Genomic DNA, 25789 nt, shown 5'->3' on the forward strand with positions numbered 1-25789 from the left:
TTTGTGCACCAGATCCGTACGCGAAGCGCGCCGCCGTACGGATCTGGTGCACAAAGTGGATGTTCAGGAGTGGTGGCCTCCGCAGCAGCCGCCGGCCGCGAGGGTCGCGGTGGTCGGTGGTTCTTTCACCGCTGCCTCGACGTCGGCGAGCATCCGCTCGCGCTGCGTGGGGGAGATGACGCGACCCCGCGTGACGACGGTGTGGATTCGCCGCGTGTTGCGGATGTCGGTCAGTGGGTCAGCGTCGAGTACGACGAGATCCGCGAGCTTGCGCGGCTGCACCGCGCCGGCCTCCGATCCGAGGAACTTGGCCGGCTCCACGGTTGCGGCGTACAGGGCCTGACGCGGGGTGGCCCCGGCGTCGACGAGGTGCGCGAGTTCTTCGTGCAGGGCGAATCCCGGGACCGAGTACGGCGTACCCGTGTCGGTACCGGCCAGGATCGGTACGTCGTGCGCGAACAGTTCTCGCACGAACCGCTGCCGCCACGCCCACATCTGCTTCTGGTGGGAGATCTCCTCCGCGGTGCGGTTGGCGGCGTACAGGTTCTGGATCACGTAGTCGTACGTGCCGATCGACTCCTCGCTCAGGTACTTCGCCAGCGCCGGGTCGAGCTGTGTGTAGTCGATCTGGTCGAGCACGTTGTGCATCGTCAGCGTCGGCGTGACCCGGGTCCGGTTGCGACGGAGCGTTCCGAACACGTCCGCGGCGCGCGACGGGCTGTAGGTGTGCGCGGCGATCCACTCGATCGGGTGCAGCTGGCGGAACCACGAGTTGTAGTCACCCGTCGCCACCTTGATCTCGAGCAGCATCCGCCGTACCTCGGCCTCTCGGGTCGACACCGCCAGCCCGAGCGAGTGGATGTGCTCGATGCTGCGCTGGCCGGCGTTGCTGACCTCCTTCGACGTGACCTGGTCCGGGCCGTGACCGTGCACGGTCAGGCCGACCTTGCGGGCCTCGTCGACGATCGCGAGCCAGGACTCGCGGCTGAGGCGCGAGTACACCTTCACGAAGTCGGCACCCTCGGACTTCACCCGGCGTACGGCGGCCCGCGCGGAGTCGGCGTCGTCGACGACGATGACCTGGATCAGGTTCGGGTCCCACAGGGTCGGGTCGCCGTCGATGATGTTGCTCGCGACCACCATCCGCGGGCCGAGCAGGGTGCCGGCCTCGATCCGGTCGCGCCAGTCGTACAACATGGGGTTCGTGCCGGCCATCTCGCGGACGGTGGTCAGGCCGTTCGCGAGATAGAGAGGTGGTGACACGCGCTCGTCACCGAGGCTGTGGACGTGCATGTCAGCGAGGCCCGGGATGACGTACTTCCCGGTGAGGTTGAACTCGACGGCGCCGCGGGGGACCGGGATCCGTCCGACCCCGGTGATCCGGTCACCGCTGATCAGCACGGTCTGGTGCGGCTCCCGGCGACCGGTGGCGACATCGATGACGGTGACGTCGGTGAGCGCGGTGATCCCGGTGGGTTTCACGAAGGCCGACGCCGACGTCGAGGTGGTCGAGGTGAAGGTGCCACCGGCGAGCACAGCGGCTCCGGCGACAGTACGAGCGAGGAACTGACGACGAGAACTGTTCATGCCCTCCACTGTTGTTCAGTGGGACACGGGGCGCAGGGGCTGCAGGCAGCCGGTCCCAGGTAGGGAAATGTCTACCGCGGCACGTACTCTAGGTGGCTGTCATGCGTACTTATGAGGTTCGCACCTACGGGTGCCAGATGAATGTTCACGACTCCGAGCGGCTGCGTGGGCTGCTGGAGGACGCGGGCTATGTCCGCGCGCCCGAGGGGGACGAGGCCGATGTGGTCGTCTTCAACACGTGCGCGGTCCGGGAGAACGCCGACAACAAGCTGTACGGCAACCTCGGTCACCTGGCGCCGGTGAAGGCGCGCAAACCCGGCATGCAGATCGCCGTCGGCGGCTGCCTGGCGCAGAAGGACAAGGCGTCCATCACGAAGAAGGCGCCGTGGGTCGACGTCGTCTTCGGGACCCACAACATCGGCGCGCTGCCGGTGCTGCTGGAGCGGGCCCGGATCGCCGAGGAGTCCCAGGTAGAGATCCTGGAGTCGCTCGACGTCTTTCCGTCCACGCTGCCGACCCGGCGCGAGTCGCCGTACTCCGCCTGGGTGTCGGTCAGCGTCGGTTGCAACAACACCTGCACGTTCTGCATCGTGCCTGCGCTGCGTGGCCGGGAGAAGGATCGCCGGCCGGGCGACGTACTCGCCGAGGTCGAAGCGCTGGTCGGCGAGGGCGTTCTCGAGGTGACGCTGCTCGGCCAGAACGTGAACTCGTACGGCGTGGAGTTCGGCGACCGGTACGCGTTCTCGAAGCTGCTCCGCGCCTGCGGGGAGATCGACGGGCTGGAGCGCGTCCGGTTCACCTCGCCGCACCCGCGGGACTTCACCGCCGACGTCATCGAGGCGATGGCCGAGACGCCGAACGTGATGCCCTCGCTGCACATGCCGCTGCAGTCGGGTTCGGACGCCGTTCTGAAGGCGATGCGGCGTTCGTATCGGCGCGACAGATACTTGAAGATCATCGAAGACGTGCGGGCGGCGATGCCTGACGCGGCGATCACGACCGACATCATCGTCGGGTTCCCGGGGGAGACCGAGGAGGACTTCCAGGGCACGCTCGACGTGGTCCGGCAGGCGCGGTTCGCGGGTGCGTTCACGTTCCAGTACTCGAAGCGTCCCGGGACGCCGGCCGAGTCGATGGCGGACCAGGTCCCGCGCGACGTCGTCCAGGATCGGTACGAGCGACTCGTCGCGCTGCAGGACGACATGGCGTGGGCCGAGAACAAGCGGGTCGTCGGCCGGTCCGTCGAGGTGCTCGTGGCCGAGGGCGAGGGGCGGAAGGACGCCGCCACCCATCGGCTCAGCGGTCGCGCCGCGGACAATCGACTCGTCCACTTCGCCGTACCGGAAGGTGTCGAGGCGCCGCGGCCGGGTGACCTGGCAACGGTCGAGGTCACGTACGCCGCTCCGCATCACCTGGTCGCCGACGTGTTCGGCGCCGTACGCCGCACGCGCGCCGGCGACGCGTGGCAGCGCACTCAGGATGAACCGGCCGGCCCGTCGGGCGTGATGCTCGGCATGCCGACCATCGGCGCCAAACCCCTCGAGCCCGCCGCCGGCGGCTGCCAGGTCGGATGAACCTGCCGGAAGACGCCGAGCCGTTCGCGTTCGGGCGGGATGCGGATATCTACTCGATCGATGACGAGTGGGTGCTGCGGCGGTATCGAGATGGGCATCCGGTGCGCGACGAGGCCGACTTCATGCGGCATGTGGCGCGGTACGGGTACCCGGTGCCCGCGGTGCGCGACATCGAGGGCGCGGACATGGTCGTGCAGCGGCTCGAGGGGCCGACGCTCGGTGACGCCGCGATCGCGGGCGACCTGAGCGCGACCGAGATCGGCCTGATCCACGCCGACCTGCACCGCCGCCTGCAGGCGATCCCGGCCCCGAGCGGTACGCCGGGGCGCGTCGTCGTACACGGTGATCTGCACCCGCTGAACGTGATGGCCACCGCCGACGGCCCGGTCGTCATCGACTGGCGGAACGCGGAGGAGGGCACCGCCGAGTTCGACGTCGCGATGACCGCGATCATCTTCGCCCAGGTCGCCCTCGACCCCGCGTTCGAGAACCTCACCGACCTGTTGCGCGACGCCCTCGCGACGTACCTCGCCAACTCGATCGACCCCACCTCAGGGCTCCCCGACGCACTAGAGCGACGCGGCAACAACCGCACCCTGACCCCCGCCGAGCGAGCCCTCCTCCCCGCCCAAGAATCCCTGATCCGCTCCCACCTCTAGCCAACCGCCAACCCAGCGCACCGCCCCACCCGGCCCGCACCACCTGCGTCCTGGCGACTTTGTGCACGAGATCCGCACCGCGACGCTGCCGGCGTACGGACCTCGTGCACAAAGTGCGATGCCGAGAGGGGCGCCGGCCGAGAGCGGCATCGGCCGGCGCGGTCAGGCGTTCAGGAACTGGGACGGTTTCAGCGCGCGGGTGACGATGCGGAGTTCACCGATGTTGCCGGCGAAGCCTTGGTCGACCGTGTTCGCGTAATGCCCGGCGCCGACCAGCCAAGGCTTCCCGGCGGTCGCCAGCCCGTTGGATGGGGTCGCCGGGTTGCGGAGCAGCTCGGACGAGTCGACGTACACGATGCTGTGCCGGCCGTCGTTCACGATCGCCAGGTGGAACCAGCGGCCGAGGACCATCTCGTGGCCCCAGTTGGTGAACGTGTCGTTCTTGTCGAGCGGGTACACGGCCCACTGCAGCTCAGGCCCACCGGAGAAGCCGAGCTTGACCGTCGGCTCGTCCGGGTCGCTGCCGGTCTTGCCTGCGTCGCGTCCCGTGCCGAGCCGGCAGAGCAGCCCCTCCCAGGAGTGGTCCTGCCCGTCGTCGGCCAGCTTCACGAACGCCTCGATCGTGTAGCCACTCGTGAACGTCATGGCGTTGAGCGGCGCATCGTCGGCGGTCTTCAGGTACCCGCCGCGGGCCGGGTTCTTGCCGCCCGGGAACAGCCAGCTCGCGTGCCCCGGCTGGTCCGGGTGGAACTCGGCGCTAGCCGACGGCGCGCTACCGGCGAGCAGCACGCGGGTCAGGTGATTGCCCTTGCCCGACTGGTCGGCGACCTGGTCGGTGGCCGGCCCGTCGAAACGCCAGTACGCCGCCGTGCCGGGGATCACCAGCTGGTTGGCGGGCCGGGCCGGACGTACCGGGACGGGAGCGAACTTGGCGAACCGCTCGGCGAAGTCGATCGGGATGCTGAACCGGTTGGTGTCGTCGGTCAGCTCGATCTCGGCCTCGGCCAGCTCGCTCCGCTTGGCCGGGTCCTGGTCCATGATCCACGGCGAGACGGTTTCCACGTCGATCGTGTTCCTGGCCAGGTCGAAGTGGTAGAGCCGGACCATGCCCGATCCGCCGTAGAACCGGTCCTGGTAGTTGGTGATGTGCAGGTGCACGTCGTTGCCGGCGGCATTCTTCCGGGTCACTCGGCCGGGCGGCCAGTAGTGGCCGTTCAGCGTGAGGAAGATCTGGTCGCTGTCGTTCACCAGCTGCTCCCAGACCCGGTTGCCGTGGTCGCTGAAGTACGCGACCGGGTTGCCGTGGTCGGCGTTCACCAACTCGTGGATCGTGAGGATGACGGGCAGCTTCGGATGCTTGGCGATGACGTCGCGGGCCCAGGCGAAGCTCGCGTCCGACGGCCGCCAGTCCATTGCCAGCAGCAACCACTGCTGTCCGGCGGCGCGGAACACGTGGTACGAGTTGTAGCCGTTCGGCGTCGACCCGCCGTACGTCGCCATCCGCCGGAACCGCTGCGGCCCGAACGTGTGCAGGTACGGTGAATCGCCGCGCGTGTCGTCCTTGGACCCGTCGATGTCGTGGTTGCCGGCCAGCACGGAGTACGGGAAGCGCGCCCGGTCCAGGATCTTGAAGACGGGATCGGCCTGGGCGAACTCCATCGCCAGCGCGTTCTGCACCACGTCGCCGAGGTGCGCGACGAAGACGATGTTCTCGGCCGACCGCTGCTCGATCAGCCACTCGAAGCTCGCGGTCAGCGGCGCGGGATCGCCCCGGTCCTCGTCGTACTGGTACTGCGTATCGGGTACGACGGCCAGCGTGAAGCGCGGATGCTCCGTATCAATCCGCCCCGTACTCGCCGTACTCGCCGTACGCACTGCGCCGCTCGTTGTCGACCCGTTGCTCATCGTCGACCCGGTGCTCGCTGTCGACCTGGTGTTGGCCGACCCGCCGGTGCCGGTCGCTGCGGCCTCGCCGGAGCTGAGTACGCCCGGCATGACCACCGCACCGGCGCCGAGTGCGCCCGCCTGCAGGAGCCGCCGCCGGCTCGTCCCGTCGTTCTGCTGATCCATTGCCGCCTCCACAAGGTCACTGACACCGCAGCGAACACTAGAGCGAGGCGACCCCCGGAAGTGTGAACTCAGGCGAAACCCTGGGCGATCACCGCAGGAAGCGCAGCACCGTCGGCCACTGCGCCGAGCACTCGCGCCTCGTGCGGCACCAGCGGCTCCGGGAGCTTGTCCAGCGGGTACCAGTCGAGGGCAGCAGCCTTCTCCGGCTCCATCAACCGCGGCTCGCCGGTCCACGTCGACGTCATGAAGAAGAAGTCGACCCGCTCGTCGATCGGATCGCCGTTCCCGCCGGTCCGATGCATCGCCGTCACCGGCACCAGATCCGCCGCGTCGACGTCGATCCCGACCTCCTCCTTGAGCTCCCGCACCGCCGCCGCCACCACCGACTCCCCGAGCTCCACATGCCCCGCCGGAACCGCCCAATGCCCGTCCATGTACCCGGTGTTGGCCCGCAGCAGCAACAACACCTCATCCCCACGCCGAACAATCACATAAGCCGCCGGCACCACCCGAAACCGATCCATCCCCAGACCCTAACCACCCCCACCGACACCGCCCCGCGCCGGCCGCCGTCAGGCGAACAACTGTGTGAACGACAGGTCGGATCCGGGCTGCCGAGTCGTGGATTTCGGCTGCGGAAACGAGCCCCGATCCACGACTCGGCGAGGCTCCCCGGAGCCGAACGCCACGACTCGGGTTCGGGGTGACGACTACCAGGCGGCCGAGGGGAGGCTTGGCGAGTGGGTTGCCGCGTTCGACGTGGTCGGACTGCCGGCGGAACGCTCCCCAGTGGTCGGCGAACTCGTCATTGTCGGGCGTCAGGACCTGTGCTCGGCCGAAGAGTTGGGCGCCGCGACTGCTTGCCTGACCGACCAGGGGAGCGAAGATCCGGGTCTTCTGTCCGATGTGTGGGTGGTCGTCGCCCCACCAGGGACCTGGGACAGGTTTGTGCGGGGCCGCTGCCCACCACGCGGGCTCACCCGTGAATGACGGAGGTCAGTGGGGGAGAACTCCTGCTCGATCCGCGCCAATCCTCAAGAGCGGGGAAACAAAGTTGCACGGAACGACGATTTCTTTCCCCGCCGCGCCAGCTCACGCGGGCCGCCCGTGCAGCCTCACGTCGAGTCTGGCGCCGCCCAACTCAGCCCAGCCGACCCGCACCTGCGTCACAAGGCCGGATATCCCCTCGCGTTGGGGGTTCTCCCCTGGTGTACGAGCAGAGAACCCACCATTCGAGGGGATATCCGTTCTTCTGCCCGAGGTGTGGGTGTGGTGGTGCCGGCTGGGTGATCGGGTTGGTGGTGGCGTGGTGGCGTGGTGGCGTGGTGGCGTGGTGGCGGGGGTGATGTGCAAGGTCGACAGGTAGTGCACCGGCGAGACGGTGTACGCGCGGGCGCGTTCACGCTCAGGTGCACTACCCGGCCGCCCGACATCTCCTGTCGAGCTTGCACATCACGCCGAGCCCGGTACCGCCCTGGGACCTGTCGACCACCCACACATCGGTCACAAGAGCCGAAGATCCCTACCGAGACCCGCGGGTCCGCGGCCAGGTTCCGCATCTTCGGTGATCGCGGCGAGGCCGTGAACATCAGCGCGAAATCCAGGTGGTAGTACCGGACCGGCGTCGCCAAACGGCCCGTCCGGACCGGCCGTCGCGAGTACGCACATGTTCTGGCTCGACAGCATGTTCAGGATCCGTTCGGACAGACGGTCGTACGGAAGCTTCCTGGTCGGAGCCGGGCCGGACAACCACGGATTCGTCAGCACCGTGCCAGATCCTCGCACGGGGCGAGTCGGCGTTCAGGTGCGCTTGGCGACGGTCTTGGTCATCACGGTGTGGTTCTTGCCTTTGGGGCGTTGGTAGGTGAAGCCGGCCTGTTCGAACAGCGAGCGGGTGCCGTTGTAGAGAAAGGATGCGGTGATCTTCTTGCCGGCGGTGTCTTGGGGGTAGGTCTCGACGAGTCCGCCGCCGGCGTCCGCGATCAGGTCGAGGGCACCGCGGAGGGCGACCGCTGAAACGCCTTGGCGGCGGTAGTTGCGGTCCGTGAAGAAGCAGGTGAGGCGGTAGTCGGGCGGGCGCTCCAGCCCGGCCTCGTATTCCTTGCGGTGGTTGATGTTCGGCAGCTCGGCCGGCGTACCGTACTCGAGCCACCCGACCGCCAGTTCACCGTCGAACACGAGCGCCGCATGCGCCCGCCCCTCCAGTACGAGCCGGTGCTTGAGCTCCCGATTGCTCTCCGCGTCGAACGTCTTCTCGTTGTGCATGGTGTGGAAGTACGTGCACCAGCATCCGCCCCACACCCCGTTGTGCCGTTCCGCGAGTGCCGCGAACGCATCCCACGTCTCCGGCGCAAGCGCCCGTACCGTCAACTCGTCGACGTCGACCATAAGCCGACCGTACGCCGTATTCCGGACGATCCCCCTCCGGTACGCCGGCCGACGCACCTACTCCGCGACCGGATGCCGCCGAGAACCGGGGATAGCCCTCAGCGACCGGGAACAGGCAATGGCATGTTCCCAGTCCCCGCCGCCTATCCCCAGTCTCCCAGCCGCCGCCGCCCCGCCCGCCGTGCCGGGCCTGGGCGTGGCGAAGGGCCGCAAGCGGGTGCTTGCGGCCCTTCGAGAGGGTGTGTCAGGCGGGCTGGCTTGGGCCGTCGGGGATGTCGTCGTTCTGGCCGTCCAGGTTGTCCAACCCTTCCTTGGCCTTGTCGACGCCCGTGTCGATCTTGTCGCCGTACTTGCCGCCCGTTTTCTCGTCGACGAAGTCGCCGGCCTTGTCCAGACCTTCACCGACCTTGTCGCCGTGGCCGTCGACCAGGTCGGCGGCCTTGTCCTTCAGGTCCTCGGCCTTGTCCTTGAACTTGTCGAAGATGCCCATCTCGGGGCTCCCATTCCTGCGTAGTTAAGTGCTTACAGACAGCTAGCGGCGATCTTCGCACCAACCATGCCTGAACTGTGGGATCTCCGCGAGTGCCGTACCCAAAACGATGCCGGACGGCACTTACTCTACGTCGCCGCCACTATCCGAGCTGCCGCCACCGGACTCGACGTCCCCACCGGATTCGACGTCCCCGCCCGACTCCACATCGCCGCCGGACTCCACATCGCCGCCGGACTCGACATCGCCGCCGGAGTCTCCGCCGGGCTGTACGTCGCCGGCGCTGAACTCGACGTCACCACCGCTGCGCTTGGCAGCGGACAGGGCGTCGGCGTCGTCCCCCTGGCCGAGCGCGTCCTTGGCCGCGTCAGCCTCTTCCTCGAACGGATTCGTCACGTGATTCCTCCCGTAGAAATGTCTCGAACTCCAGAATTCCTACCGCTCGTCCAGGGTCATCGACAAGGCTGGTACAGACCTCTTGGCCAAGTCTTGAGCGGGGTGCTGCCAGACTGGAGCGATGCCTGCTGCCCTCGTCGTCGCGGTCGTCGGCCCCACCGCGGCCGGCAAGTCCGACCTAGCTGTCGCCCTCTCGCACCGTCTGGGCGGTGAAGTGGTGAACGCGGACGCCATGCAGGTGTACCGCGGCATGGACATCGGTACGGCGAAGATCGGTACGTCGGAGCGCGCCGGCGTACCGCACCATCTGCTGGACATCCTGGACGTCACCGAGACCGCGACCGTGGCCGAGTTCCAGGAGCTCGCCCGGCACGCGATCGACGACTGCATCGGCCGGGACAAGGTTCCGGTGCTTGCGGGCGGCTCGGCGCTCTACGTCCGCGCGATCCTCGACGACTTCGTCTTCCCCGGCACCGACCCAGACGTCCGCGCGCGGCTGGAGGCAGAGCTGGAGGTCCACGGCTCCGGAGTCCTGCACGCAAGACTCGCGCAGAAAGACCCGAGGGCCGCCGAACAGATCCTTCCCAGCAACGGCCGGCGGATCGTCCGCGCGCTGGAGGTCATCGAGATCACCAAGAGCCCGTACGTCGCCACGCTGCCGGAGCACCGTTACGTGTACGAGGGCGCGATCCAGCTCGGTCTCGACGTACCGCGGCCGGTGCTCGACGAGCGGATCGACCGCCGGGTGGACCGGATGTTCGACGCCGGATTCGTCGCCGAGGTGCGAGGTCTGCTGAACAAGGGTTTGATTGAAGGAAGAACTGCCAACCGCGCCCTCGGGTACTCGCAGGTGATCGCGTTGCTGAACGGTGAGATCGACGAAACGCAGGCCCGGGAGCGGACCGCCCAGGCCACCCGCAGGTTCGCCCGCCGGCAGGACTCGTGGTTCCGTAAGGACCAACGCATCACGTGGCTCCCGTACGACGCCCCCGACCTGGTGGAGAAGGCACTTCAAGTGATAGCCGAAGGCAACCGCGAAGGCGTCCCCGGCGTAGTCGAGGTGAACAAGGGCCCCGGGCAGAATGCAGGGGCCGTCGATGCGAGGGGGTGACCGTGAGGCCGAGTTCCGTGAGTACCTGCTCGCGGACCGCACGCGGCTGATGCGAACGGCGTTGCTGCTCACCGCTGGGGACGTGCACACCGCCGAGGATCTGGTCCAGACCGCGTGCACCCGGGTGTACGTGCACTGGCACCGGATCAAGCACGAAGGTGCCGGACCGTACGCGCATCGCATCCTGGTCAACGCCTTCCTCGACGAACGCCGTCGGGCAGGCCGCCACCCGGAGGTGATGACCGCGGAGACGGTCGAGCCCCGGTTGACCGACGTACCGGACCAGGCGGACACGCTGGCGATCCGGGACGCGTTGCTGGATCTCGCGCCGCGGCAACGGGCGGTTCTGGTACTGCGATATTTCCAGGATCTCGATGTCGCCAGCTGCGCGCGGATCCTGGAGTGCACCGAAGGCACTGTGAAGAGCCAGACAGCCAAGGCGTTGAAGCGCCTGAAGGAACTGATGACGGAAGAGACGGGGAGTAGCTGAGACCGCCGATGGATGAGGTCAAGAGGTTGTTGGAGGGGTTCGCGGACAGTGCCGCCGAAGGGCTGCCGGACGCGGACATCGACGCGGACGTCACGCGTGGCCGGCTCGCGCTGCGCAGGATCAAGCGCCGGCGCCGGGTCACCGGGGTGCTGTGTGTCGCCGCCGCGTCGGCACTCGTGCTCGCGATCGGCAACCAGGTGAAGTGGTGGGGGAGCGGCAGCGAGGTGGCCGGCGGGCCTCCGGAGCAGGAGACCGCCGCTGCGTCCGCGAGTCCCGCGACGGTGCCGCCCGCCACGCCGTCGAGTGGTGAGACGATCTCGATGTTCGGCGCGTCGGTCGTCGAGCTGGTCGCCAACAAGCAGGCGTGGAGCACGTTCGACTGCACGCTGGCGCCGAAGGGGTGGAGCCCCGAGACCCCGATGACGGCAACCCGCGTTGTACTGTCCCAGCCGGAGATGCGGACCGCGGACAGCGCCGCCAAGGTGGTACTGCAAGCCGCGCCGCAGGCCCGCAGCCTGTCGCAGGTCCGCGTCATCGACGCGAGCGGCAAAACCTTCCATATCGGCACCCTCGAAGGCCGCCTGACCGGTCAGGTGAAGCTGTCCGACAAGTGGTTGCTGGTCGAGCTCCCGACCGGCACGGTCGAGTGGCCGGACGACGTACTTCGCCGCTTCCTGGACTCTTGCACTGTGAACTAAACGCGCCGCGACTGGCGCGCGACCTCCAGGTGAGATAGGCAGGGGCTTGTCCCTGTCCCCGAGCCCGTCTGGGGGGAACTCGTGAAGAAGCTGGTCGCATCCCTGTCCGCCGGCACCTTGGTTCTCACTGCCTTCACCGCCTCAAGCACTGCGCAAGCGCAAGCTCCGACGCGGCAGCCGACCGCGATCGGGTACGGCGGCGCGGTGTCCTCCGTCGACCCCAACGCGACGAACATCGGCCTCGACGTACTGCGTCGTGGTGGTAACGCCGTCGACGCCGCAGTTGCCACGGCCGCCGCGCTCGGCGTCACCGAACCGTACTCGGCCGGCATCGGCGGCGGCGGGTACTTCGTGTACTACAACGCCAAGTCCCGCAAGGTGTTCACGATCGACGGCCGTGAGACCGCGCCCGCGACGATGCCGTCGAACGCGTTCATCAACCCGGCGACGGGTACGCCGTACCCCTTCGCGCAGCTCGTGACGTCGGGGGTGTCGATCGGCGTACCGGGAACGCTCGCGACCTGGGACAAGGCCCTGAAGCAGTGGGGTTCGCTGTCGCTCGGCAAGGCACTGAAACCGGCCGCGGATCTGGCCGACCGTGGGTTCGAGGTCGACCCGACGTTCCGCCTGCAGACGTTGGAGAACAAGGACCGGTTCGCGCAGGTCGTACCGACGGCGAAGCTGTTCCTGCCGAACGGCGACGCGCCGCAGGTCGGCACACTGTTCAAGAACCCCGAACTCGCCGCCACCTACAAGCTGATCGGGCAGCAGGGCTCGTCGGCGTTCTACAGCGGCGCATTGGCCGGCGAGATGGCGGCCGTCGCGAAGAACCCGCCGAAGACACCGGGTGCGACGCTGCCGTTCTTCCCGGGCTACCTGGAGACCGGCGACCTCGCGTCGTACAAGGCGATCGACCGCACGCCGACCAAGGTCAGGTATGACGGCCTGGACGTCTACGGCATGCCGCCGTCGTCCTCGGGCGGCACCACCGTCGGCGAGGCGTTGAACATCCTGCAACCGCAGCACCTGCGGCAGCAGTCGACGACGCAGGCGCTGCACACCTACCTCGAGGCGTCCGCGCTCGCGTTCGCGGATCGCGGCGCGTACGTCGGAGACCCGGCGTACGTCGACGTACCGCTGAAGGAACTGCTGTCGAAGGGGTTCGGAGCGGAACGGTCCTGCCTGATCGACCCGCAGCACGCGGCGACCAAGCCGGTGGCGGCGGGCTCCCCGGACGGCCAGTACTCGCGGTGTGACCAGGGCAGCGCGGTCGAGCAGCGCCCGGACACCGAGGGACGGTCGACGACGCACATGGTCGCGGCCGACAAGTGGGGCAACGTGGTCTCGTACACGTTGACGATCGAGCAGACCGGCGGCAGCGGGATCACCGTTCCGGGGCGCGGGTTCCTGCTGAACAACGAGCTGACGGACTTCTCCGCCGCACCGAACCCGGCGGACCCGAACCGGGTCGAGGCCGGGAAGCGGCCGCGGTCGTCGATGTCGCCGACGATCGTGCTGCGGGGCGGCGAGCCGTACCTCGCACTCGGTTCGCCGGGCGGTTCGACGATCATCACGACCGTCCTGCAGACGCTGACGAACCGGCTCGACCGCGGCATGACGTTGCCGGAGGCGATCGCGGCGCCGCGGGCGTCGCAACGCAACACCGCACTGGTGACGGCCGAGCAGGGGTTCATCGATCGGTACGGCGCTTCGCTGGCGCCGTACGGCCACACGTTCACGCCGGCGGGTGCGCCGGGGAGCTCGGCCGCGGAGATCGGAGCGGTCGCGGCACTGGAATTCCTGCCCGGCGGGGCGATTCTCGCGGCGGCCGAGCCGACGCGACGCGGCGGGGGAGCAGCCGGAACTGCCTGGCCCTTAAAGTGATTTGATGATCGCGGCGACCAGGTCGGCTCGTTCGGTCAGGGTCGCCGCGATCACCTGCTCGTGGACGGCGTGGGCGCCTTTGCCGAGCGGGCCTAGGCCGTCGAGCGTTGGGATCCCCAACCATCCGGTCAGATTGGTGTCGGCCGCGCCGGTCGCGGCCGCACCGCCGACCTCCTGACCGACGGACCGCCCGGCCGCACTCACCTTCGCCAGCAACTCGTCGGTCGCCGCCGACGGTTGCCAGGCCGGCCGGTTCGACATCACTTTCACGCTGAGCCGCGCGTCCCGCACCGGCTCCAGCCCGGCAACAGCGTCCAGTACGGCGCTTTCCGTCCCAGGATCGACGAAGCGGAACCCGATGTCAGCCGCAGCCGATCCCGGTACGACGTTGGTGCGCCCGCCACCTGTGATGGTGCCGACGTTGCAGAGCACCTCGTCGTACTCGGCGACGATCCGCCGTACGGCGATCAGCTGGTCGACGAGCTCGTCGATCGCGGACACGCCGCTCGCCGGATCGAGCGCGGCATGCGCCTCGCGGCCGGTGACCTCGATACGGACCCTGGTGCTGCCCCAGCGCGACGTCTTCAGGTCGCCGTTCGGATGCGGCGGCTCGAACCCGAACGCGGCGTACACGCCCTTCGCCTCCTCCGTCACCAGCGCACGCGCCGACGGCGATCCGACCTCTTCGTCGGCGACCACGATGACCCGCAGCGGTCGGTGATCGTGGCCGGCGATCTGCTCCAGTGCGGTCTCGAGAACGACCAGGCCGCCCTTCATGTCGAACACGCCTGGTCCATGGATGACACCGTCCTCGAAGCGCCACGGCATCGCGTTCTGCAGCTGCCCGATCGGCCAGACGGTGTCGTGATGGGCGAGGAAGAGCAGGGGAGCCTCGTCGGCGCGGCCGGAGAAGTCGGCCACCAGGTGGTCGCCGGTCGGCGTCGGCACCCGGCGGACGGTCGCGCCGAGTTCGGCGTACCGCGTCCCCAGCCGGTCGGCGAAGGCGTTCAGCGCAGCCGCGTCGCCGGTGGGGGTCTCCGCGCCGACGTACTCCCTGAGTCGCTCGATCATCATAGATAGCCAACGTATCATCATCCGATCAGCGATTGACCAGCGTCGAACATGCGGGGCTAGGATCAGGATATGAATCGTATCTCTGAGGTGAGCTTCAGGGCGGTCTCGCTCACCACGGCGTCCCGGTTCGCCGAGGCCTCCGCGCTGTACCGGGCGGTCTTCGGCTACCTCGACCCGGCGTACGGGCTGAACCCGCGGCTGCTCGGCGCGCTGGCGAGCAACGGCGGTTCGGTGGTCGGCATCCTCGACGAGAGCGACCAGCTGGTCGCGTTCGCGTACGGCTTCTGCGGCACCGACCGGCGCGGTTTCTACCACTACTCGCAGTCGGCCGTGGTCGCTGCCGGGCAGCAGGGCCGCGGCCTCGGCAGGATGCTCAAGCACGCCCAGCGAGAAGTTGCCCTCAGCCACGGTATGTCGCGGATGCGCTGGACCTACGACCCGGCGCAGATCCGCAACGCGCACTTCAACCTGGATGTGCTCGGCGCCCGCGGCCGCTGGTTCGCGCCCGACATGTACGGTCCGGGCACCGACCGCGTTGTCATCGAGTGGGACCTGACTCGCGAGCACCCCACCACTCCGGATGATTTGACCGAGCTGGTCGTGCCTGCCGACCCGTCCGAGCTGCGCACCGCCTTCGAGGGTCTGCTGGCGAAGGGGCTTGTCGCCGTCTCGTGCCGTCGGCTTCCGGACGGCACCGGCGTCTACTACTTCGGGCCGGGCGACGATGCCTGACGATCTCCACAAGCACAAGAGCAACCGCGAACTGGCAAGCCCTCACGAGCGGTACGACGCTCGGCTGCAACGCCGCTCGTCGACGCTGCTGCAGCGTCGCGTGGTCGAGCAGGAACGCGCCTCGATCGACGAGGCCCTGGACCAGATCCTCACCGACGAGTCGATCGCGCAGGCCGCGGCCCGGATCGTCGCGGCCCGCCGGCGCTTCGTCATCGGCTCGGCGAAGTCGTACTCGTACGCGTCGTTGCTGGCCTTCGACCTCGGCGTCGGCCTCTCGCAGGTGACGCTGATCGACGGCACCGTCGTCCGCGGGGTCGACGTTCTGTCCGACGTCCGGTCCAACGACCTGATGGTCGCATTCTCGTTCCGCAGGTACCGCCGCGACACCGTCGAGATCGCGCGCCGGTTCGTCGAGGCGGGTGGTGAGCTCGTCGCGGTCACGGACTTCGAGGACGCGCCGCTGGCGAAGCTGGCCGACCAGAGCATCTACGTCGCGACCGGGAGTGCGTCGTACGTCGACTCGCCGACCGTCGTCGCCTCGGTGCTGCACGTGCTCGCGACGCTGACCACCGCGAGCTCGAAGGGCGCGCGACGCCGGCTGATGGAGCGCGACCGGTTGAACACGGAGCTGGGGCTGTATGTCAACTGAGCTGAAGGTCGTCGCCGCGCGGCTGCATCGGGTGCGGATGCCGCTGGTGCACGAGTTCCGGACCAGCTCGCACCGCAAGACATTCCTCGATCACATCCTGGTCGAGCTGGAGGACGCGTCGGGCGCGATCGGGTGGGGCGAGATCGCGTCGTCCTCGGACCCGTACTACGCCCCCGAAACGGTCGAGTCCTGCTGGCACATCGCCTCGCAGTACCTGCTGCCCCCGGTGCTCGGCCGGCCGTGGGATCACCCCGACCAGCTGGCCAAGCTGTGGTCCAAGGTCCGCGGCAACAACTTCGCCAAGGCCGGCGTGGACATGGCCGCGTGGGTCCTGTGGGCCGAGACGCAATCGGTGCCGCTGGCAACCGTCCTCGGCGGTACGCGGACCGAGGTGGTCGCGGGCGTCTCACTGGGCATCGAGCCGACGATCGACGACCTGCTGACCGAGGTCGAGCGCCAGGTCGCCGCCGGGTATCCACGGGTGAAGCTGAAGATCGCTCCGGGCTGGGACGTAGAGCCGGTCCGGGCCGTGCGTACGGCGTACCCCGAGCTTGATCTGCATGTGGATGCGAACGGGATCTACACCGCCGACGACCTCACGCAGCTGCGGAAGCTGGATGAGTTCGGGCTGACGATGATCGAGCAGCCGTTCACGCCTCGGGACCTGCTCACGCACGCCGCACTGCAACGCACGATCGGTACGCCGGTGTGTCTCGACGAGAGTATCGAGTCCGTCGACGACCTGTACACCGCGCTGGCGTTAGAAGCGCTGCAGGTCCTCAACATCAAGGTGTCGCGGATGGGCGGGCTCGGCGCGGCGCGTGCGGCGCACGATCGGGCGCAGGAGGCCGGGCTCGCCGTCTGGTGCGGCGGCATGCACGAGTTCGGCATCGGCCGGCTCGCGAACGTCGCGCTGTCCAGTCTCCCCGGGTTCACCCTCCCATCGGACGTGTCCGCCTCGGAGAAGTACTACGCCCGGGACCTCGTCGTACCCGCCGTGGTCGCGGTCCGCGGCGTCGTACAGGTGCCCGAGGCAACCGGTCTCGGGCATGCTGTGGACCGCGAGCTGATCGCCGCGAACACGGTCGACCAACTGTCCTTCGGACCAGACATCGCCTAGCTGTCCTTCGGACCAGAACAGGAGTGATTCGATGCGCGTGGCACTGACCGGCGGCCTGATCGCGGACGGCACCGGCGCCGGGCTGGTGCCCGGGACGGTGCTGGTCGAGGGCGAGCGCATCACCGCGGTGCTGCCGCCTGGTGAGCCGGTCGCCGAAGCCGACGTCATCGATGCCACGGGCAACATTGTGGCACCGGGATTCATCGATCTGCACTCACATGCGGATTTCAGTCTGGGCTCAAGTCCGGCCGCGGAATCGCAGCTCACGCAGGGTGTCACCACGCTGGTCGCGGGGAACTGCGGCTGGTCGCCGTTCCCGATCACCGACCTCGAGACCCTGCGGGCGGGTACGGCGTTCCTCGGTCCGCAGCACGACTGGTCCTGGAACGATCTCGCCGGGTTCGCTGCAACGTTGCAACCGGCGGTGAACCTGGCGCTGCAGGTCGGCCACTGCACGCTGCGCATCGCCGCAATGGGCAGTGCCCGCCGCGCCCCGTCGCCCGACGAACTCCGGACGATGCAGGACCTGCTGCGCGCGGCCGCCGACCAGGGCGCGGTCGGCTTCTCGACCGGGCTGATCTACGCGCCCGGCGCCTACGCATCACCCGAAGAGGTGGCCGCGCTGGTCGCCGCTGCTGCCGAATGCGGCCTGCTCTACTCAACCCACATCCGCAACGAGGGCGCAGGTCTGCTGGCCGCGTTGGACGAGGCGATCGCGGCGGCGCGGGCGGGCGGCGCGCGACTCGAGATCTCGCACCTCAAAGCCGTTGGCAAGACCAACTACGGTCTCGTCAACGCCGCGCTCGAACACCTGGACCAGGTCGACGACGTCGACCTCGGCTGGGACGCCTACCCGTACACCGCCACCAGTACGACCCTCACCACCAGGCTCCCGACCTGGGCCCTGGCCGGCGGCACCCTCCTCGACCGCCTCGCCGACCGGTCCAAACGCGATCGGATCGCCGAAGCCCTGCGCGCCGATGAGCTGCTCTCGCCGGACTCGGTCGTGGTCGCCTCGCTGCCGCCGGGCCGCTACGAGGACAGTCGCGGACTCAGCCTCACCGAGATCGCCCGGCGCGACGGGGTCGACGCTGCGGAGATCGTGCTGCGCATCCTCGAGTCCCACCAGGCCGCGGTCAGCGTGGTGAACCACGCGATGAGCGAGGACGACGTGACGACCGTTCTCGAGCATCCGCGGACGGCGGTCGCCAGCGACGGCTGGATCATGGACGCGACCGGACCCGGACACCCGCACCCACGCAACTTCGGCACCTTCCCCCGCGTCCTCGGCCACTACGCCCGCGACCGCGCCGTCCTCACCCTCCCCGAAGCAATCCGCCGAATGACCGCACTCCCCGCATCCCGCCTGGGCCTCACCGACCGCGGCACCATCACGCCAGGCGCAATCGCCGACCTGGTAGTCCTCGACCCACACCAGATCACCGACAACTCGACGTACGACACCCCCTGGCAACTCTCCACCGGCATCACCCACACCCTCCTAGCCGGTCAACGAACTGTCGCGAACGCCGGCCCAACCGGCCACCGCCCCGGGCGGATCATCGGGCGTTCTTGAAGCGTTTCGGGGCGTCCGGGAGTGGGGGAGGGGCCGCGGGGGTGTCGTCGGCGTCGATCTCCAGCCAGCCGTGGTGTTCGGTCAGGAGTTCGTCGAGGGCGGTGCGGTCCACGCCTTCCAGTACGACGAGCCACGGGTGGTCCTCGTCGTCGTCCTCGCCGTGAAACCGCCCACGCCGTACCTCACCGCCCAGCCGGTCAGCGACCGCGACGGCATCCTCCCGCTCCCAGAAGTACGCGATCATGCCCAAACGGTACGGGGCCGGACCTCCACCACTCACCAACCGCCTCCACGGCACGGGTGGGCGGCGCGGTTGAGCGTGCCGCGCTCGGCTGACGGCTCGTTGGTGAGTGCCGGCGGTCCGCCCCGTAGGCTGGCCCCATGAGTACGTTTCCCTGGTTGAAGGGGCACGGGACCGAGAACGACTTCGTGGTCCTGCCTGATCCGGACGGTTCCGTGCACGGCGAGCTGGACGCGTCCGTCGTGCGGTTCCTCTGCGACCGGCACGCGGGGCTCGGCGCCGACGGTGTGCTGCGGGTGATTCAGGGCGACAAGCAGTCGTACGTCGAGGACGGCGGCGAGTGGTTCATGGACTACCGGAATGCGGACGGTTCGATCGCGGAGATGTGCGGGAACGGCATCCGGGTGTTCGTGAAGTACCTGGCCGAAGCGGGCCTGATCGACGGCAAGCCGGTCCGGGTCGGCACTCGCGCGGGCGTCAAGGAGGTCGCGCAGAACGACGACGGCACGCTGACCGCCGACATGGGCGAGCCCAAGCTCCCCGACGCGGCCGGGATCGTGGTGGAGGCCAACGGTCACCAGTGGCCCGCCGTCCACGTGGACATGGGCAACCCGCACGCGGTCACCTTCGTCGACAACCTGAACGAGCCGGGCAACCTGTGCGATCAGCCCACCTGGTCGCCCTCGGATGCGTTCCCGCACGGGGTGAACGTGGAATTCGTCGTACGGCGTGGTCCGCGCGACGTCCAGATGCGGGTGCACGAGCGCGGATCGGGGGAGACGAGATCGTGCGGCACGGGCACCTGTGCCGTGACGGTAGCGGCCGCGCGGGCGGCCCGTGACGAGCTGCCGGTGACGTACCGCGTCGGCGTACCTGGTGGTGAAGTGAGCGTGACGTGGCGCGCGGACAACCACCTGGAACTGACCGGGCCGGCCGTTCTGCACGCTCGCGGCGAGTTCGATCGCGACTGGCTGCCGGGAATCTGAGTTCTGCGTGGGGCGTTGACTGCTGTAAACGGGTCGCTTGTACTTGAGGCCCGTGCCACCATGGAAGGTATATGACGACCCAATCACATGCATTTGACGAGACCACCGACGTCGAAACCGACCTCATTGAGGGCGATGACTCCGGCGATTCGTCGACGGGTCACGATGAGTTCGAACATGAGCTGACCACCGAGGGCCTTGAGCTCGAGGAGCGGCAAGCGCTCCGGCGCGTGGTCGGGATGTCGACCGAGCTGACCGACATCAGCGAGGTCGAATACCGCAAACTGCTGCTCGAGCGGGTGCTGCTGGTCGGCGTCTGGACCGAGGGCAGCGCCGAGGACGCGGAGAACTCGCTGGCCGAGCTGAAGCTGCTCGCCGAGACCGCCGGCTCCGAGGTCCTGGACGGCGTGATCCAGCGGCGGAAGAAGCCCGACGCGGCGACCTTCATCGGTTCCGGCAAGGTGGCCGACCTGCGCAACCTGGTCGCGTCGCTCGGCGCGGACACCGTGATCGCCGACGGCGAGCTGGCGCCCGCGCAGCTGCGGAACCTGGAGGACCGGCTCAAGGTCAAGGTGGTCGACCGGACCGCGCTGATCCTGGACATCTTCGCCCAGCACGCGAAGAGCAAGGAAGGCAAGGCCCAGGTCGAGCTGGCCCAGCTGCAGTACATGAAGCAGCGCCTGCGTGGTTGGGGTGGAAACCTGTCCCGCCAGGCCGGTGGACGGGTCGGTGCGGCCGGCGGCGGTATCGGCGGCCGTGGTCCCGGTGAGACCAAGATCGAGACCGACCGGCGCCGGATCAACACCAAGATCGCGAAGCTCCGCCGGATGCTCAAGAACCTGAAGAGCACCCGGTCGACGATGCGTCAGGAGCGTCGCCGCAACCTGGTCCCGTCGGTCGCGATCGCCGGGTACACCAACGCCGGCAAGTCCTCGCTGCTGAACCAGATCACCGGCGCGGGCGTGCTGGTCGAGGACGCGTTGTTCGCGACCCTGGACCCGACGACCCGGCGTACGACGACTGCGGACGGCCGCGTGTACACGCTGACCGACACGGTCGGGTTCGTCCGGCACCTGCCGCACGACATCGTCGAGGCGTTCCGCTCGACGCTGGAGGAGGTCACCGACGCGGACCTGCTGCTGCACGTGGTCGACGGTTCGCACCCGGACCCGCTCGCGCAGATCCAGGCAGTCCGCGAGGTACTGACCGAGATCGGGGCGATCGACGTACCGGAGATCGTGGTGATCAACAAGGCCGACGCCGCCGACCCGCTCGCGCTGGCGCCGATCCTGCACCGCGAGCCGACCGCGATCGTCGTGTCCGCCCGGACCGGCGAAGGCATGGACAAGCTCCGCGAACTGATCGAGGGCGCCCTGCCTCAGCCGCATGTCGCGCTCGAGGTGCTGCTGCCGTACGACCGCGGTGACCTGGTCTCCCGGATCCACTCCGAAGGCTCGGTCGAGCAACTCGAACACACCGCTGAAGGCACCCGCCTGACGGCCCGGGTCCACCCGGCCCTCGCGGGCGATCTGACGCCGTACGCAATCGCCTGAGTAACGCAACAGCCCCCGAAGTCCGAGGACTTCGGGGGCTGTTTCACGCGGTCACTTGCGCTTCGAGACCTGGATCTTCATCGAGGTGCCGTTCTTCGCGACGACCTTGATGTTGACGCCGTTGTTCGGGATCTTGACGCTGCTCGTCGGCTGGTCCGCGGTCCAGTACGACTTGCTGTCGTTGAACGTCGGTACGGCGTTCTGCCCGCGGATGTAGCTCGCCTGCCCGTTGACGTGCAGGGTGAACGAGTCCGCCTTCTCGAGGCCGAACGGAGCGTCGTACCCGCCGATGCGCGGACGCCACAGCTGGCCGTCGATCCGGTTGATCGGGACCGGGTGGCTGTCGATCGGCAGGACCAGGCCCTCACCCGGGTGGGTGTTGGTGTTGTTGTTGCGCTGCGACGTGTCCCAGTACCAGATCAGCAGACCGTCCTGGTACGGGAAGTGCTCCACCTTGTCGCCCAGCGTGCTCGCCCAGCCGAAGTTGTACGGCCCGGTCTTCAGGTGCTGGTCGTACGACGTGTAGGTGATGTTCGAGGCGAGGTAGTAGTTGTCGTACGGCGTCGTGATGGTCGCACCGACCGAGCTGAAGCCGTTCAGGGTCCAGCCTTCCGGCGTGGCCTCGGCACCCGAGTCGAGCAGCGTGGTCGAGCCCGACGTCACCTTGATCGCGTCGGCGAAGAACCCGAAGCCACCGGTGTTCGCGTCGGTCGAGTAGCGCAGCTGCAGGCCGATCGTCTTGCCCTGGTAGGCGGACAGGTCGAACGTCGCCGGAACCCAGCCGTTGCTCTTGCCGTCGATGCCGTTGCCCTCGGCCGCCTTGGTGATCGAGCCCGCGATCGGCTTGTAGCCGGTGCCGTCGTCGACCTCGACGTACGCGTAGTCGCACGCGTCGGGGCCACAGTCCTCGATGTCCCAGTTGGCCTGGAACGTCAGGGTCGTGGTGCCTGCCGGTACGGCGAGTTGCCGGTTCATGGTGTGGGTGAAGTCGTCGCCCTCACCGCTCCACCACGACTTGCTCCCGGCCGCGGGTGGCTGCAGGGGCGTGGTGACGAGCTTCTTCGGCAAGGTGACGACCGCGGCCTGCGCCTTGGCCGAGTTGTACTCGTGCGGTCCGAGTTCGAGCGTCCTGTTCTGGCCCGCGTTCACGATCTCGTAGTCGAGCCAACCGAGCTGGAGCTTGTCCCAGACGCCGAAGTCGGCCGCCTGCTCGCCGATACCGCCGTCACTCGGCTTGCCGACCCGGCTCTGCGCCATGATCGTCCACCAGTTCACGCCGTTCTCGACCGCGGCACCCGAGGTGTCGTAGTGGTCGGGCAGGCCCAGGTCGTGCCCGTACTCGTGGGCGAAGACGCTGATCCCGCCGTTCTCCGGCTGGATCGTGTAGTCGCCGACGTACACGCCGGTGTCGCCGATCTGCGCGCCGCCGATCGGGTTGTTCGCCGGGCCGCCGGGGAAGTTGGCGTACCAGCGGTGCGACCAGATCGCGTCCTCACCCTGCTGCGGGTCGCCGTCGGCCTGGTCGCCACCGGCGTGCACGATCTGGAAGTGGTCGATGTAGCCGTCCGGCTCGTTGAAGTTGCCGTCACCGTCGTAGTCGTAGCGGTCCCACTGGTCGAACGTCTTCAGGTCCGCGGTGATCTGCGCCTTGGTGCGCCCCGCCGCCTGCTGGTCGACGACCCACTGGTTCACCGCGTCCTGGATCAGGTTCCAGGTGTTGCTGCAGACGTTGCTCGCGCACGGGAAGCCGTTCGAGCGGCCGTACCGGGCCTCGTTGTACTTGACCTTGACCCAGTCGGTGACCTCACCGGACACCGAGTACCGGCCCGACGACTGCTTCTCGTAGTACTTCTTCACCGAGTTGCCGTCGCCGAAGTACAGGTCCTGGTAGTGCTTCTGGTTGTAGTCGGCCTGCCAGACCGTGGAGTTGTCCACCGAGCGGTCCGGCGCCGGGATCGCGTTGTTCAGCGGGCCCTCGAAGGTGGCCGGGCCGGGGATGCTCGGTGCCTGGTCCTTGTCCGGGTAGTCCGGGTGCCGCTCGTTGCCGAACTCGGCCAGCACCACGAAGATCCGGTCGGTCTTCTCCCGGGAGAGCTCGACGTACTGGTCGACGCGGCCTTTGGCGCTCTTGGCGTTCTTCGCGCCGTACGCGCCCTTCGCGCCGGCCGTCTTGGTGCCGAGCTTGACGACTGTGCTGCCGTTGCGCTGCTCAGGCTTGGCCTGACCGTTGATGACCTTGGTCAGGGCCTCCTCCCGGAGCTCGCGGCGCTTGTCCTCGAGCGGGTTGGGCAGCTCGTCGGATACCGGTGCGGGCTCACTTGCGCTCGGAGCCGACCCTTGTTTGGACGGTGTGGCGGCGTTTCCGGCCGTGGCCGCGGCGATGCCGAGCCCGGTCGTCGCCGCCAGTGCCAGGCTGAAAAGCCCAGCGGGTAGCTTGCGCACGATTCCCCTCCGTGTCTGATAACGCAGTGTGTTCGTAGCTCCCCCGAGCGTGTTTTGCGCGAGAGTACGGGGAAAATCAGCGCAGCTGAAGTGGAAACTGAGGAAAAGCTGTGAAAGGGCGGGGAAACCTGCAGTCTGAGTAGTAGGGCTCACGCGTTCCAGCCCTGACGCTTGGCAGACTGTGGCGCGTGGAGCCCAAGACCGTCGACCTGCTGCAGCCGCTGTGGCGTGCGCTGGTTGTGTTCCGGGTCCTGACCTGGGCGTTCGCCTGCTTCGGCGTGTGGACACGCTGGGACGGCATCGTCCGGCCGTACGGCGCGGTGCTCCAGCTGGCCGTGATGGGAGTCTGGACGCTGATCTCGTCGTACGGCTACAGCCGCCGCTGGGGCCGCCGCAACACGCGGCTCGCGTTCGCGGACCTGATCGTCACGGTCGGCTGCATGTTCGCGACCTTGTGGGCGCAGCCGCTGCTCGACATCCGCGCCGGCGCCTCCGTCCTGACCTCGGTGTGGGCGGCCGGTCCGGTCCTCGCGCTGGCGATCTCCCGTGGCCGCGACGGCGGTCTGCTCGGCGCCGCCACGATCAGCCTGGCGCTGCTGTCGCTGCGTGGGGTCGAGCACGTGTCGAAGATCCTCAGCAACGTCCAGCTGCTGCTGGTGGCGGGTCTGGTCGTCGGGTACGCCGCCTCGACCATGCGGCAGGCGGGCGTGCGGCTACGCGAGGCGATCGCCGCGGAGAGCGCGACCGCCGAACGGCTGCGGCTCAGTCGCTCGATCCACGACGGCGTACTGCAGGTGCTGGCCCAGGTGCAGCGTCGCGGTACGGCGATCGGCGGCGAGGCGACCGAACTGGCGCAGCTGGCCGCCGAACAGGAAGTTGCCCTCCGCACCTTGATGTCCAAACGCCCGGCGATCGCGGCGGCCGGACGTGTTGATCTGTGTGGATTGTTGTTGCCACTGGCCACGACCCGGATCGATGTCGTCGTACCGGCCGCGCAGGTACTCCTGCCCTCACCGACCGCTGTGGAACTGGTTGCCGCAGTCAAGGAAGCACTGAGCAACGTGGCGAAGCACGCCGGCTCCGACGCCCGGTCCTGGGTGGTGGTCGAGGATCTCGGCGACCAGGTGGTGGTGTCGATCCGCGACGACGGAGTCGGTACGACGCCCGCGCTCCTCGAACAGGCCCGCGCGGACGGCCACCTCGGCGTCAGCCAGTCCATCCGCGGCCGGATCGCCGACCTCGGCGGCACCGTCACCGTCCGGACCGCCCCCGGCGAAGGAACCGAATGGGAGCTGAAGGTGGAGGCTTCGTGACGCGAGTAATGATCGTCGACGACCATCCGATGTGGCGGGAGGGCGTGGCGCGGGACCTGGGCAGCCGCGGGTACGACGTCTGCGCGACCGCCTCGGACGTCGCGAGTGCGGTGAAGATCGCGCTGGCGACCCGCCCGGACGTTGTGGTGATGGACCTGCAACTCGGCGACGGCTCCGGCGTCGACGCGACCCGCGAGATCACCACGGCCCTCCCCGACACCCGTGTCCTCGTCCTGTCGGCCAGCGCCGAGCAGGACGACGTACTCGCGGCCGTCAAGAACGGCGCGTCGGGGTACCTGGTGAAATCCGCGTCCCTGGACGAGTTCGACGAGGCGGTACGCCGTACCGCCGAGGGCGACGCGATCTTCAGCGCGGGCCTGGCGGGACTGCTCCTGGGCGAGTACCGCCGCCTGGGCGCGACCGGCCCCGAAGTCCCACACCTCACCGACCGCGAAACCGAAGTACTACGCCTGGTCGCCCGCGGCCTCACCGCCAAACAGATCGCCACCCGCCTCGTCCTCTCGCACCGCACAGTCGAGAACCACGTCCAGAACACCCTCCGCAAACTCCAACTCCACAACCGAGCCGAACTCGTCCGCTACGCCATAGAACACGGCCTCGACACAGACTGATCAACCCCACGACTCGGCGCCCGAGGGCCTGTTGTCGGTGCGACTCGGTCGCTTGAATGGCGTTCGTACACTGTGCGTTCCACGTCCGCGTGGTTGCTCTCTGTCATGACACCTGCACTTTGGG

The 25789-nt window shown here is 68.4% G+C and carries 23 protein-coding genes; 14 read left to right on the top strand and 9 right to left on the bottom strand.

All coding sequences use genetic code 11. The features are described 5' to 3' along the window. Nucleotides 1-63: 63 nt before the first annotated feature. Entirely contained in the window at nt 64-1587 is a 1524-nt protein-coding gene (locus tag ACWF0M_RS17320) for an amidohydrolase family protein (RefSeq protein ID WP_452236659.1), read from the bottom strand. A 101-nt stretch (nt 1588-1688) separates the two neighbouring features. On the opposite strand from ACWF0M_RS17320, the gene miaB reads away from it, so the two are divergent. Both miaB and ACWF0M_RS17330 read left to right on the top strand, forming a co-directional pair. Further along, nucleotides 1689-3161, top strand: a complete 1473-nt coding sequence (gene miaB / locus ACWF0M_RS17325) for a tRNA (N6-isopentenyl adenosine(37)-C2)-methylthiotransferase MiaB (RefSeq protein ID WP_452236660.1) — start codon at nt 1689-1691, stop codon at nt 3159-3161. Next, nucleotides 3158-3820 (top strand): phosphotransferase, encoded by a 663-nt coding sequence (locus ACWF0M_RS17330; protein WP_452236661.1) that lies wholly within the window; start codon nt 3158-3160, stop codon nt 3818-3820. Before miaB ends, ACWF0M_RS17330 begins: the two co-directional genes overlap by 4 nt. Before the next feature lie 162 nt (nt 3821-3982). Here ACWF0M_RS17330 and ACWF0M_RS17335 read toward each other — a convergent pair whose 3' ends face one another. From ACWF0M_RS17335 to ACWF0M_RS17355, 5 genes are all read right to left on the bottom strand, one after another. Beyond that, a complete protein-coding gene (locus ACWF0M_RS17335; RefSeq protein ID WP_452236662.1) occupies nt 3983-5890 on the bottom strand; it encodes a LamG-like jellyroll fold domain-containing protein in 1908 nt (635 codons plus the stop codon). Nucleotides 5891-5958: 68 nt separating this feature from the next. Beyond that, nucleotides 5959-6414 carry an NUDIX hydrolase gene (locus ACWF0M_RS17340; RefSeq protein ID WP_452236663.1) on the bottom strand — a complete coding sequence of 152 codons (456 nt, stop codon included), beginning with the start codon at nt 6412-6414 and terminating at the stop codon, nt 5959-5961. Between the two features lie 1276 nt (nt 6415-7690). Beyond that, nucleotides 7691-8278 (bottom strand): GNAT family N-acetyltransferase, encoded by a 588-nt coding sequence (locus ACWF0M_RS17345; protein WP_452236664.1) that lies wholly within the window; start codon nt 8276-8278, stop codon nt 7691-7693. A gap of 244 nt (nt 8279-8522) precedes the next feature. Next, nucleotides 8523-8768, bottom strand: coding sequence for an antitoxin (locus ACWF0M_RS17350; protein WP_452236665.1), 246 nt, complete (start codon nt 8766-8768; stop codon nt 8523-8525). Between the two features lie 123 nt (nt 8769-8891). Next, nucleotides 8892-9164 carry a hypothetical protein gene (locus ACWF0M_RS17355; RefSeq protein WP_452236666.1) on the bottom strand — a complete coding sequence of 91 codons (273 nt, stop codon included), beginning with the start codon at nt 9162-9164 and terminating at the stop codon, nt 8892-8894. A gap of 121 nt (nt 9165-9285) precedes the next feature. Between ACWF0M_RS17355 and miaA the strand changes: the two genes are divergently transcribed. The 4 genes from miaA (at nt 9286) to ggt (ending at nt 13347) form a co-directional block, all read left to right on the top strand. Further along, the gene (gene miaA, locus ACWF0M_RS17360) at nt 9286-10275 is read left to right on the top strand and encodes a tRNA (adenosine(37)-N6)-dimethylallyltransferase MiaA (RefSeq protein ID WP_452236667.1); all 990 of its coding nucleotides are present in this window, start codon (nt 9286-9288) and stop codon (nt 10273-10275) included. Further along, complete coding sequence (locus ACWF0M_RS17365) at nt 10262-10765, top strand: SigE family RNA polymerase sigma factor (RefSeq protein ID WP_452236668.1); 504 nt, start codon at nt 10262-10264, stop codon at nt 10763-10765. Before miaA ends, ACWF0M_RS17365 begins: the two co-directional genes overlap by 14 nt. A gap of 8 nt (nt 10766-10773) precedes the next feature. After that, nucleotides 10774-11463 (top strand): hypothetical protein, encoded by a 690-nt coding sequence (locus ACWF0M_RS17370; RefSeq protein WP_452236669.1) that lies wholly within the window; start codon nt 10774-10776, stop codon nt 11461-11463. Nucleotides 11464-11544: 81 nt separating this feature from the next. Next, nucleotides 11545-13347 (top strand): gamma-glutamyltransferase, encoded by a 1803-nt coding sequence (gene ggt / locus ACWF0M_RS17375; RefSeq protein WP_452236670.1) that lies wholly within the window; start codon nt 11545-11547, stop codon nt 13345-13347. Here the strand turns inward: ggt and ACWF0M_RS17380 are convergent. Beyond that, nucleotides 13339-14421 carry a M20/M25/M40 family metallo-hydrolase gene (locus tag ACWF0M_RS17380; protein WP_452236671.1) on the bottom strand — a complete coding sequence of 361 codons (1083 nt, stop codon included), beginning with the start codon at nt 14419-14421 and terminating at the stop codon, nt 13339-13341. The two genes, ggt and ACWF0M_RS17380, sit on opposite strands and share 9 nt — an antisense overlap. A 69-nt stretch (nt 14422-14490) precedes the next feature. On the opposite strand from ACWF0M_RS17380, the gene ACWF0M_RS17385 reads away from it, so the two are divergent. The 4 genes from ACWF0M_RS17385 to ACWF0M_RS17400 are packed head-to-tail and all read left to right on the top strand — an operon-like array spanning nt 14491 to nt 18498. Then, nucleotides 14491-15153, top strand: a complete 663-nt coding sequence (locus ACWF0M_RS17385) for a hypothetical protein (protein WP_452236672.1) — start codon at nt 14491-14493, stop codon at nt 15151-15153. Continuing rightward, nucleotides 15146-15802: a MurR/RpiR family transcriptional regulator gene (locus ACWF0M_RS17390; protein ID WP_452236673.1), complete on the top strand. Its 657-nt coding sequence runs from the start codon at nt 15146-15148 to the stop codon at nt 15800-15802. The genes ACWF0M_RS17385 and ACWF0M_RS17390 overlap by 8 nt, the downstream gene beginning before the upstream one ends. Continuing rightward, nucleotides 15792-16922: an o-succinylbenzoate synthase gene (menC, locus tag ACWF0M_RS17395; protein ID WP_452236674.1), complete on the top strand. Its 1131-nt coding sequence runs from the start codon at nt 15792-15794 to the stop codon at nt 16920-16922. Before ACWF0M_RS17390 ends, menC begins: the two co-directional genes overlap by 11 nt. A 31-nt stretch (nt 16923-16953) precedes the next feature. Then, complete coding sequence (locus tag ACWF0M_RS17400; RefSeq protein WP_452236675.1) at nt 16954-18498, top strand: N-acyl-D-amino-acid deacylase family protein; 1545 nt, start codon at nt 16954-16956, stop codon at nt 18496-18498. Here the strand turns inward: ACWF0M_RS17400 and ACWF0M_RS17405 are convergent. Beyond that, nucleotides 18482-18742, bottom strand: coding sequence for a hypothetical protein (locus ACWF0M_RS17405; protein WP_452236676.1), 261 nt, complete (start codon nt 18740-18742; stop codon nt 18482-18484). The two genes, ACWF0M_RS17400 and ACWF0M_RS17405, sit on opposite strands and share 17 nt — an antisense overlap. Before the next feature lie 137 nt (nt 18743-18879). Between ACWF0M_RS17405 and dapF the strand changes: the two genes are divergently transcribed. Both dapF and hflX read left to right on the top strand, forming a co-directional pair. Then, the gene (gene dapF / locus ACWF0M_RS17410; RefSeq protein ID WP_452236677.1) at nt 18880-19725 is read left to right on the top strand and encodes a diaminopimelate epimerase; all 846 of its coding nucleotides are present in this window, start codon (nt 18880-18882) and stop codon (nt 19723-19725) included. A 71-nt stretch (nt 19726-19796) separates the two neighbouring features. Next, nucleotides 19797-21278, top strand: a complete 1482-nt coding sequence (gene hflX, locus ACWF0M_RS17415; RefSeq protein WP_452236678.1) for a GTPase HflX — start codon at nt 19797-19799, stop codon at nt 21276-21278. A 51-nt stretch (nt 21279-21329) separates the two neighbouring features. Here hflX and ACWF0M_RS17420 read toward each other — a convergent pair whose 3' ends face one another. After that, nucleotides 21330-23720: an immune inhibitor A domain-containing protein gene (locus tag ACWF0M_RS17420; protein WP_452236679.1), complete on the bottom strand. Its 2391-nt coding sequence runs from the start codon at nt 23718-23720 to the stop codon at nt 21330-21332. 188 nt (nt 23721-23908) lie between these two features. Between ACWF0M_RS17420 and macS the strand changes: the two genes are divergently transcribed. Together macS and ACWF0M_RS17430 are read left to right on the top strand one after the other, a co-directional pair. Next, entirely contained in the window at nt 23909-25033 is a 1125-nt protein-coding gene (gene macS, locus ACWF0M_RS17425) for a MacS family sensor histidine kinase (RefSeq protein ID WP_452236680.1), read from the top strand. Beyond that, entirely contained in the window at nt 25030-25665 is a 636-nt protein-coding gene (locus tag ACWF0M_RS17430; protein WP_452236681.1) for a response regulator, read from the top strand. The genes macS and ACWF0M_RS17430 overlap by 4 nt, the downstream gene beginning before the upstream one ends. The last annotated feature ends 124 nt before the right edge of the window (nt 25666-25789 follow it).

The organism is Kribbella sp. NPDC055110 (assembly GCF_053607525.1).

Coding starts and splice junctions, on each gene's coding strand:
- ACWF0M_RS17320 (WP_452236659.1), bottom strand. CDS start 1,587: ATGAACAGTTCTCGTCGTCAGTTCCTCGCTCGTACTGTCGCCGGAGCC.
- miaB (WP_452236660.1), top strand. CDS start 1,689: ATGCGTACTTATGAGGTTCGCACCTACGGGTGCCAGATGAATGTTCAC.
- ACWF0M_RS17330 (WP_452236661.1), top strand. CDS start 3,158: ATGAACCTGCCGGAAGACGCCGAGCCGTTCGCGTTCGGGCGGGATGCG.
- ACWF0M_RS17335 (WP_452236662.1), bottom strand. CDS start 5,890: ATGGATCAGCAGAACGACGGGACGAGCCGGCGGCGGCTCCTGCAGGCG.
- ACWF0M_RS17340 (WP_452236663.1), bottom strand. CDS start 6,414: ATGGATCGGTTTCGGGTGGTGCCGGCGGCTTATGTGATTGTTCGGCGT.
- ACWF0M_RS17345 (WP_452236664.1), bottom strand. CDS start 8,278: ATGGTCGACGTCGACGAGTTGACGGTACGGGCGCTTGCGCCGGAGACG.
- ACWF0M_RS17350 (WP_452236665.1), bottom strand. CDS start 8,768: ATGGGCATCTTCGACAAGTTCAAGGACAAGGCCGAGGACCTGAAGGAC.
- miaA (WP_452236667.1), top strand. CDS start 9,286: ATGCCTGCTGCCCTCGTCGTCGCGGTCGTCGGCCCCACCGCGGCCGGC.
- ACWF0M_RS17365 (WP_452236668.1), top strand. CDS start 10,262: ATGCGAGGGGGTGACCGTGAGGCCGAGTTCCGTGAGTACCTGCTCGCG.
- ACWF0M_RS17370 (WP_452236669.1), top strand. CDS start 10,774: ATGGATGAGGTCAAGAGGTTGTTGGAGGGGTTCGCGGACAGTGCCGCC.
- ACWF0M_RS17380 (WP_452236671.1), bottom strand. CDS start 14,421: ATGATGATCGAGCGACTCAGGGAGTACGTCGGCGCGGAGACCCCCACC.
- ACWF0M_RS17385 (WP_452236672.1), top strand. CDS start 14,491: ATGAATCGTATCTCTGAGGTGAGCTTCAGGGCGGTCTCGCTCACCACG.
- ACWF0M_RS17390 (WP_452236673.1), top strand. CDS start 15,146: ATGCCTGACGATCTCCACAAGCACAAGAGCAACCGCGAACTGGCAAGC.
- menC (WP_452236674.1), top strand. CDS start 15,792: ATGTCAACTGAGCTGAAGGTCGTCGCCGCGCGGCTGCATCGGGTGCGG.
- ACWF0M_RS17400 (WP_452236675.1), top strand. CDS start 16,954: ATGCGCGTGGCACTGACCGGCGGCCTGATCGCGGACGGCACCGGCGCC.
- ACWF0M_RS17405 (WP_452236676.1), bottom strand. CDS start 18,742: ATGATCGCGTACTTCTGGGAGCGGGAGGATGCCGTCGCGGTCGCTGAC.
- dapF (WP_452236677.1), top strand. CDS start 18,880: ATGAGTACGTTTCCCTGGTTGAAGGGGCACGGGACCGAGAACGACTTC.
- hflX (WP_452236678.1), top strand. CDS start 19,797: ATGACGACCCAATCACATGCATTTGACGAGACCACCGACGTCGAAACC.